7 protein-coding genes and 1 tRNA gene are annotated in these 7,130 nt (G+C 54.6%); all 8 read left to right on the top strand.

Annotation, left to right across the window (positions count from 1 at the left end; genetic code table 11):
• Positions 1-372: 372 nt before the first annotated feature.
• The 8 genes from GX466_04110 (at position 373) to GX466_04075 (ending at position 6,928) form a co-directional block, all read left to right on the top strand.
• Positions 373-663 (top strand): hypothetical protein, encoded by a 291-nt coding sequence (locus GX466_04110; protein ID NLH93389.1) that lies wholly within the window; start codon positions 373-375, stop codon positions 661-663.
• 18 nt (positions 664-681) lie between these two features.
• Positions 682-1,623 (top strand): DMT family transporter, encoded by a 942-nt coding sequence (locus tag GX466_04105; GenBank protein ID NLH93388.1) that lies wholly within the window; start codon positions 682-684, stop codon positions 1,621-1,623.
• A gap of 42 nt (positions 1,624-1,665) precedes the next feature.
• Positions 1,666-2,052 carry a preprotein translocase subunit SecG gene (gene secG, locus GX466_04100; protein ID NLH93387.1) on the top strand — a complete coding sequence of 129 codons (387 nt, stop codon included), beginning with the start codon at positions 1,666-1,668 and terminating at the stop codon, positions 2,050-2,052.
• A gap of 18 nt (positions 2,053-2,070) precedes the next feature.
• Positions 2,071-2,159, top strand: a tRNA-Leu gene (locus tag GX466_04095).
• Between the two features lie 97 nt (positions 2,160-2,256).
• Positions 2,257-3,444, top strand: a complete 1,188-nt coding sequence (locus GX466_04090; GenBank protein ID NLH93386.1) for a glycine C-acetyltransferase — start codon at positions 2,257-2,259, stop codon at positions 3,442-3,444.
• A 9-nt stretch (positions 3,445-3,453) separates the two neighbouring features.
• Entirely contained in the window at positions 3,454-4,293 is an 840-nt protein-coding gene (gene rsmI / locus GX466_04085) for a 16S rRNA (cytidine(1402)-2'-O)-methyltransferase (GenBank protein ID NLH93385.1), read from the top strand.
• A complete protein-coding gene (locus tag GX466_04080; GenBank protein ID NLH93384.1) occupies positions 4,284-4,925 on the top strand; it encodes an HAD-IA family hydrolase in 642 nt (213 codons plus the stop codon). The genes rsmI and GX466_04080 overlap by 10 nt, the downstream gene beginning before the upstream one ends.
• A gap of 107 nt (positions 4,926-5,032) precedes the next feature.
• Entirely contained in the window at positions 5,033-6,928 is a 1,896-nt protein-coding gene (locus GX466_04075; protein ID NLH93383.1) for an Omp28-related outer membrane protein, read from the top strand.
• The last annotated feature ends 202 nt before the right edge of the window (positions 6,929-7,130 follow it).

Below are 7,130 nucleotides of genomic sequence, written 5' to 3'. Positions count from 1 at the left end.
GGGCATTAGAGAGGAAAAACCATCAAAACAGACCAAAAAAGACCTGTCGGATCAGAAAAGCTTATGTGGAGTAGGGTGAATTCATATCAATTGTAGAGCGTGTGCATTATTCAACAGTCTCTACTCGCATCAAATGCGGGCATCGTGCGGGAGGCGAATCCGGAACACAGGAAAGGGCCTTAACGGCCAATCAACATCGTTTCATACAAGGCATTCGCTGGTATCGAGTTAAGAAAGAATATCGACGGCAGCAAAGAACAATCACACCAAGGTATTGTGCCGCAAAATCTAACCCGCATCATATTGAAAAAAACCATAATTTACTTGACCGATTCCGGTATTTGGCAGTTTGGTGAGTTTAAGGAGAACAGGATGAAAAGAAAACTTCTCTTAATCTTGAGCTTGCTGGCCTGCCTGGCCCTGCTCTGCTCTTGCGCGCCCGGAGTTGGTGGCAGATCAGCCGAGAACCGGGCCGGTTTTTTCATGGGTATCTGGCATGGCTGGATCGCGCCGGTCAGCCTTATCTGGCATTGGTTTAACCGTGATGTGCGCCTTTACGAAGTCTTTAATACAGGGAGGGCATACGATTTTGGCTTCTACATGGGTGTGGTGGGCGGTTTTGGCAGCCTTGCCCTCAGCCGTAAAAGACGCCGTGATGATTGATATGACCGGTAAACAGGCATGGCCGCATATCTGAGCCTGGTCCTCACCGCGGCGATCTGGGGTCTGGCCTTCGTGGCCCAGCGCAAGGGTATGGAGAGCTTGGATCCCTTTACCTTCAACGCTTTGCGCTTCGCTTTGGGGGCGGCTTGCATAGCCCTGACAGGCTTGATTTCCAAAGCAAAAAAACCCAGCCCGGAGATTCCGGCCACAGACCACACCCCTTCTGACAGCAAAAGCTGGAAAGGGCCGCTGCTTTTGGGATTGATGCTGTTCCTCGCCTCCAGCTTTCAGCAGTTTGGCATGCTTTGGACCGGAGCCGGCAGCGCGGGCTTCATCACCGGTCTCTATGTGGTGTTTGTTCCCTTGATAGGTTTGGGAAGGGGGCAAAAACTCAACCCTCCCCTGATTTTGGCCGTTGCTTTGAGTTTGACCGGCCTGGCTCTTATCAATGGAAAGCCTGACCTGCAAGCCACTCTGGGTAACTCCCTGGTGCTGATCGGGGCTGTGTTCTGGGCATTGCATGTGCAGCTCATCGACAAACTCACCCGACTCCACTCCAGTTTGCGCCTTGCCGCTTTCCAATACTGGGTTTGCGCGTCCCTGAGCCTGGTTGGAAGCATTGTTCTCCGAATGGTCAGCAAGCAAAGCTTCGTTGCCGCGGACTTTCTGAACTCAATCTGGTCTGCCAGCCTGCCTCTGCTTTACGCTGGAATAATGTCTGTGGGAGTGGCTTTCACCCTGCAATTGCACGCCCAGAAAAAAGTCCAGCCCCATGTCGCCAGCGTGATCCTCTGTATGGAAGGGGTTTTCGCCATGTTGGGAGGCTGGCTGCTTTTGCGGGAAAGGGTTTCAGCCACCGCCATGCTTGGCGCGGCGCTACTTTTGGCGGCCATGCTGGTAAGCGTTTGGCAAGAACGGCGGGAATTTCTGATTGACAAAAAAGCCGCTTGCAAAACTTAGTTTCCGAACAATGCTTTTTCGAAGTTACATAAGGAAAGAAACATGCTTATATACACGATTGCCCTGGTGATCCATATCATAATCAGCGTCGCGCTGGTGCTGGTGATTCTATCGCAAACCTCCAAGGGTGGCCTGGACGCCAACCTCGGCGGAGCCGCGATGAATGTGTTCGGCGGCAGCGGCGCCTCCAAGTTTCTGCGCAAATGGACCCAGATCCTGGGTGTGATTTTTGTGGTTTCCTGCCTGTTCCTGGCTTTCCAGGTTTCCAAGGTGAACGAGACCAAGGCCCCTAAAGTCCTCAGCGAAACATTCGGCGACACCAAAGCTCCGACCAAGCAAAGCGCTCCCGCGCCCACGCCAGGCCAGACCGCTCCAGCCGGTTCGGCGACGCAGCAGACGCCCCCCGCGGAAACTACTCCGGGCAATTGACCCGAACCTTTTACAGATGCAGAAGTGGTGGAATTTGGCAGACACGCAAGACTAAGGATCTTGTGCCTGTAACGGGTGTGCGGGTTCGAGTCCCGCCTTCTGCACCAAAATCTGGCTCCCCTCACCGGGAGCTTTTTTTATTGACTGAATCGATGCCTCCAAAAGTATGGAATTAAACAAACAATCATAATATGGAGGTTTGCCATGTTTGGCAAAATGAAAACTGACCTGCAAAACCTGTTTGAGGAACTGAAAAAACAGGGATTGTACAAAAACGAACGCATCATCACCACACCCCAGGGAGCCAATATCGGCGTGAGCACAGGCGAAAGCGTAATGAACTTCTGCGCGAACAACTATCTTGGCCTGGGCAACCATCCCGAGGTGGTGAAAGCCGCACAGGACATCATGAACGACTGGGGTTACGGCCTCGCCTCCGTGCGCTTCATTTGCGGCACGCAGCAAATCCATAAAGACTTGGAACGCAAAATTTCCGAGTTTCTTGGCACCGAGGATACCATCCTCTACGTCGCCTGCTTCGACGCCAACGCAGGCGTGTTCGAACCCCTTCTGGACGATGAAAGCGCCATCATCTCCGACGAACTGAACCACGCTTCCATTATCGATGGCGTGAGGCTTTGCAAAGCCAAGCGCTTCCGCTACAAACACTCGAACATGGAAGAACTGGAAAAATGCCTCATCGAAGCCAAGGACATGAAGTACCGCCTGATCTGCACAGACGGAGTTTTCTCCATGGACGGCGATATGGCCAAATTGCCTGAAATTTGCGACCTGGCCGAAAAATACGACGCCCTAGTGATGGTGGACGATTCCCACGCCACCGGCTACATCGGCAAGAAAGGCCGCGGAACCCCGGAGCATTTTGGCGTTCAGCACCGCGTGGACATCGTGACCAGCACCCTTGGTAAAGCGATGGGCGGTGCCAACGGCGGTTTCACCTCCGGCCGCAAAGAAATAATCGAAGTTCTGCGCCAGCGCAGCCGTCCCTACCTGTTCTCGAACAGCGTTGCACCGTCCGTGGTCGGTGCCAGCATCAAGGTGATCGAATTGCTTTCCGAATCTTCGGAACTGCGTGACAAGGTTTGGGAAAACGCCCGCTACTTCCGCTCAGAAATGATCAAGGCCGGCTTCGACATCGTGGAAGGCAACACCGCCATCGTTCCCGTGATGCTTTACGACGAGCCTCTGGCGATGAAGATGGCCGACATGCTACTGAAAGAAGGCATTTACGTGATCGGCTTCGTCTATCCCGTGGTGCCGAAAGGCAAAGCCCGCATCCGCGTCCAGCTCTCGGCCGCGCACAGCCGGGAGGACCTCGATAAGGCCGTCGCCGCCTTCGTCAAGGTAGGCAAAGAACTTAAACTGGTTTAAGAGGCGGATTTGCCAGCAGGCAGCCTGTATCTGGTCCCGGTGCCAGTGGGAAACCTGGGTGACATCACCCTCCGCGCGCTGGACACCTTGAAAAGCGTGGACCTGATCGCTGCCGAAGACACCCGCAAAACCCGCTTCCTGCTCTCCCATTACGAGATCAAAGCGCCCAGGCTTCTAAGCCTGCACAAATACAACGAAAAACAACGCCTGGCGGAAATCCTCGCCCTGCTGCATGAAGGAAAGTCCATCGCGGTCGTTTCCGACGCCGGCAGCCCGGGGATTTCCGACCCGGCTTTTTGGTTGGTCCGCGCCGCCATCGAGGCTGGAGTGGACATTATACCCCTGCCAGGGGCCACAGCCCTTATTCCCGCCATTACAGCTTCCGGCCTGGATACCGGCAGTTTTCTCTTTCTGGGCTTCCTGCCCCTCAAGCAGAAAGACCGCGCTGCCAAACTCGATCTTGTCGCTTCCAGTCCCCACACCGTCATTATTTACGAAGCTCCGCACAGGCTCAAGCAGACCTTGGGAGACATCCTTGCCCGCTGCGGGGACAGGCGGGTCTGCCTCGCCCGCGAAATCAGCAAGCTGCACGAAGAGTTCATCCGCGGCAGCCTGGAAGGCATTTTGGCCGATTATCAGATGACGGAAAAGGGTGAATTTGTAGTCCTTATTGAAGCCGCCGCGCCGGAGCAGCCTGCCTCGGAAGAGGAAATCAAAAGCTGCATCGCGGAACTCGCGCCCGGTCCTGAGAGCAGCAAGGAACTCGCGGAAAATATCGCCAAACGCTTCAAGGTCAGCCGCAACCGAGCATACCAAATGATCCTGGACATTAGGAAGAAATGCGGGTGAAACCGACCCTGATTTGCGATTTTGACGGCACCGTGGCCGATTCCATCGCCATGATCCTGGAACTGATCAATCAACTCGCCCCTCGCTACGGCTACCGCACCATCAGCCCAGAGCTGTTTGAACAAGTTCGTGACCTGCCCCTGCCCAAGGCCTGCCAGGCAGTGAAATTCCCCCTCCACAAACTCGGCCAGGCCATCGCGGTTGTGTTGCACGAGTACCGCAAAATGATTCCCGACCTGGAGCCCTGCCCCGACGTGGTTCCTATGCTCGAAAAGCTTAAGGGACAGGGAATTTCCCTTGGCCTGATCAGTTCCAACCATACCGAAAACCTGCTGGCATGGCTCGAGCATAATCAAATAGGCTGTTTCGACTGGGTGGAAGGCACCAGTGGCATCCTGCGCAAACACCGCAGCATCAGAGCCCGGATCAGGGCTCACAATCTGGACCGTGAGCGCGTTGTGTATCTGGGCGACGAAGTCCGCGACATCAAAGCCGCGCGGCGTAACCGGCTGAAAATCGTGAGCGTTAGTTGGGGCCTGCATTCTAAATCCAATCTGCTCAAACACAACCCCGACCGAGTGGTCAATGAACCCCATGAACTGATGGAGATTATTCCGGAACTTATATCCTGACAGAGCCTTGGCGATCTCAGCAGGATTTTCTTGACAAAATACAGGGATTCACCATAGGCGTAACAGATGTGAAACATTATTAATAACATAATATCAAGGAGCTCAAGATGAAAAAGACCCTTTTGATCATACTCGGCTTACTCGGTCTGCTGGCTTTCCTGCCAGCGGTTCCGCGCAATCTTGTGGTGGTTGAAGTAGGCACCGGCACTTGGTGTGGTTATTGCCCAGGCGCGGCAATGGGATGTCACGACCTGCTGCAGAACAACCACCCCGTGGCAATCATTAAAAACCACAACGGCGACTCATACGCCAACACCTATTCCAACGCCCGCAACAGTTTTTATGGAATCACCGGTTACCCCACCGCGTTGTTTGACGGCCAGAATGCCTCCGTGGGCGGAAGCAGCTCCAGTTCAATGTATTCGAACTATCTGCCAAAGGTGAACGCGCGCATGGCTGTGCCTTCTCACTACACCATCAGCGCCCAGGGTGCCCAGGTGGGCGGCGATTTCCAAATTGCCGTGACCATCAGCAAACCGGAGGCGGACACCAACACCAACGTCAAGTTGCATGGCGTTCTCACCGAATCGAACATCCCCCAAGTCTGGTTCAACCAAACCACAGTGGACAACGTCAACCGCTTAATGGCCCCCAATCAGAACGGAACCACCATCGACCTGGACACAGGTGGGACCACAACCGTCAACCTGACTTTCACCCCTGCCGCAAACTGGAACCTGGCCAATTGTGAAGTGGTCTTCTTCCTCCAGAACATGACCTCCAAGGAAATCCTTCAGGGCGTGAAATACTCCCTGGCAGGACTGGTGGGCGCGTATCCCGTCTCCACCGACAACATTGCTTTTCCAGACATGTATGTGAACGGCAGCGCGGTTATTCCCATCTCGATAATAAACTACATCTCAACTCCTGCCAGCGGGACCATCTCCATTGACAATCCCGCCTTTACAAGCGATGTATCCACTTTCAACATTCCAGGAACCTCATCCATCACGGCCAACATCACTTTCACCCCTACTGCCGCCCAGACCTACAACGGAACGCTGACCATCACCGGCAACCTCTACAACCATCCCAACATCACCATTCCCCTCTCCGGAACGGGCTTTATCAACGCCGCCCCCACTGCCACCGATGTGATAATCAGCGGCCCGCCCGTTATCAATCAGGAGCTGACAGGGTCCTATTCCTTCAATGATGCGGACGGAAACACCGAAGGCAATTCGATCCTGAAGTGGTACAGGATCGTGAACAACACACCCCAGGCTATAGCCGGCGCCAATGAGCAGGCTTATATCGCCACAGCAGAAGATTTGGGCTTCCCCCTCGCTTTCGAGGTGACCCCCGTTGATCAGCACGGCATGCCCGGCACAGCGGTAATGAGTTCTTACACCATCCCCATCGAGAACTTGCCCGCGCCCCGGAATCTGCAAGCCACCGTTACACCCCCAAACACCGTGGTCCTCACCTGGGAACGCCCGGAACACTTTGAAGGAAAGGGATTTGTGGGCTACCGCCTCTTCCGCAACGGCCTCAGCATTTCCAGCATCACGAACCCGAACACCCTCACCTTCACAGACAGCGGAGTTCCCTCCGGAACCCACGAATACTGGATCTGCACCCTGTTCAACAACCCCATGATGCTCTCCGATCCTTCCAATGTTGTCACTGTCAACGTCGGCGTGGGTATTGACGACCAGATCGCGCCCGCGGAGATCACCGTGAGCGTGCATCCCAATCCCTTCCAGACCAATACAGCCATCAGCATCCAAAGCAAAGCTGATGCTGACGTGGATTTTGCCATCTACAACGTCCGCGGCCAGCTTGTGAAGAGCTTCGCCCTCCGCACTGACAATTCCGGCATCGCCAACACCAGTTGGGACGGCACTGACAACCAAGGCAAGCCGGTCAACAGCGGCGTCTATTACTACCGGATGAACACCACAGGACAGCTCAGGAACGGACGCATCGTCCTGATGAAATAAAACCATCCAAGGACGGTTTCATACCAGTCCACATAATAAGCACCCAACCCCGGATCACAAGGTCCGGGGTTCTTCTTTTCCTTTGCCAGTCCGCTCTCCAGGGTGATCGTCCCTGTTTCCGTGCTTTACCCCATCCCACTCGCATCCTGACCACTTCCCGTAGAATTCCCGTTTGGCAAGCGGGAAGTCTACGGGAAGTGAA

Source organism: Candidatus Cloacimonadota bacterium (assembly GCA_012516855.1).
Taxonomy (GTDB): Bacteria; Cloacimonadota; Cloacimonadia; order Cloacimonadales; family Cloacimonadaceae; genus Syntrophosphaera.
This window is presented reverse-complemented; position numbering and strand designations above follow the sequence as displayed.

Bases quoted from the DNA above. Each gene is read 5' to 3' on its own strand.
- GX466_04110 (NLH93389.1), top strand. From the start codon at position 373: ATGAAAAGAAAACTTCTCTTAATCTTGAGCTTGCTGGCCTGCCTGGCC.
- GX466_04090 (NLH93386.1), top strand. From the start codon at position 2,257: ATGTTTGGCAAAATGAAAACTGACCTGCAAAACCTGTTTGAGGAACTG.
- GX466_04105 (NLH93388.1), top strand. From the start codon at position 682: ATGGCCGCATATCTGAGCCTGGTCCTCACCGCGGCGATCTGGGGTCTG.
- secG (NLH93387.1), top strand. From the start codon at position 1,666: ATGCTTATATACACGATTGCCCTGGTGATCCATATCATAATCAGCGTC.
- GX466_04080 (NLH93384.1), top strand. From the start codon at position 4,284: ATGCGGGTGAAACCGACCCTGATTTGCGATTTTGACGGCACCGTGGCC.
- GX466_04075 (NLH93383.1), top strand. From the start codon at position 5,033: ATGAAAAAGACCCTTTTGATCATACTCGGCTTACTCGGTCTGCTGGCT.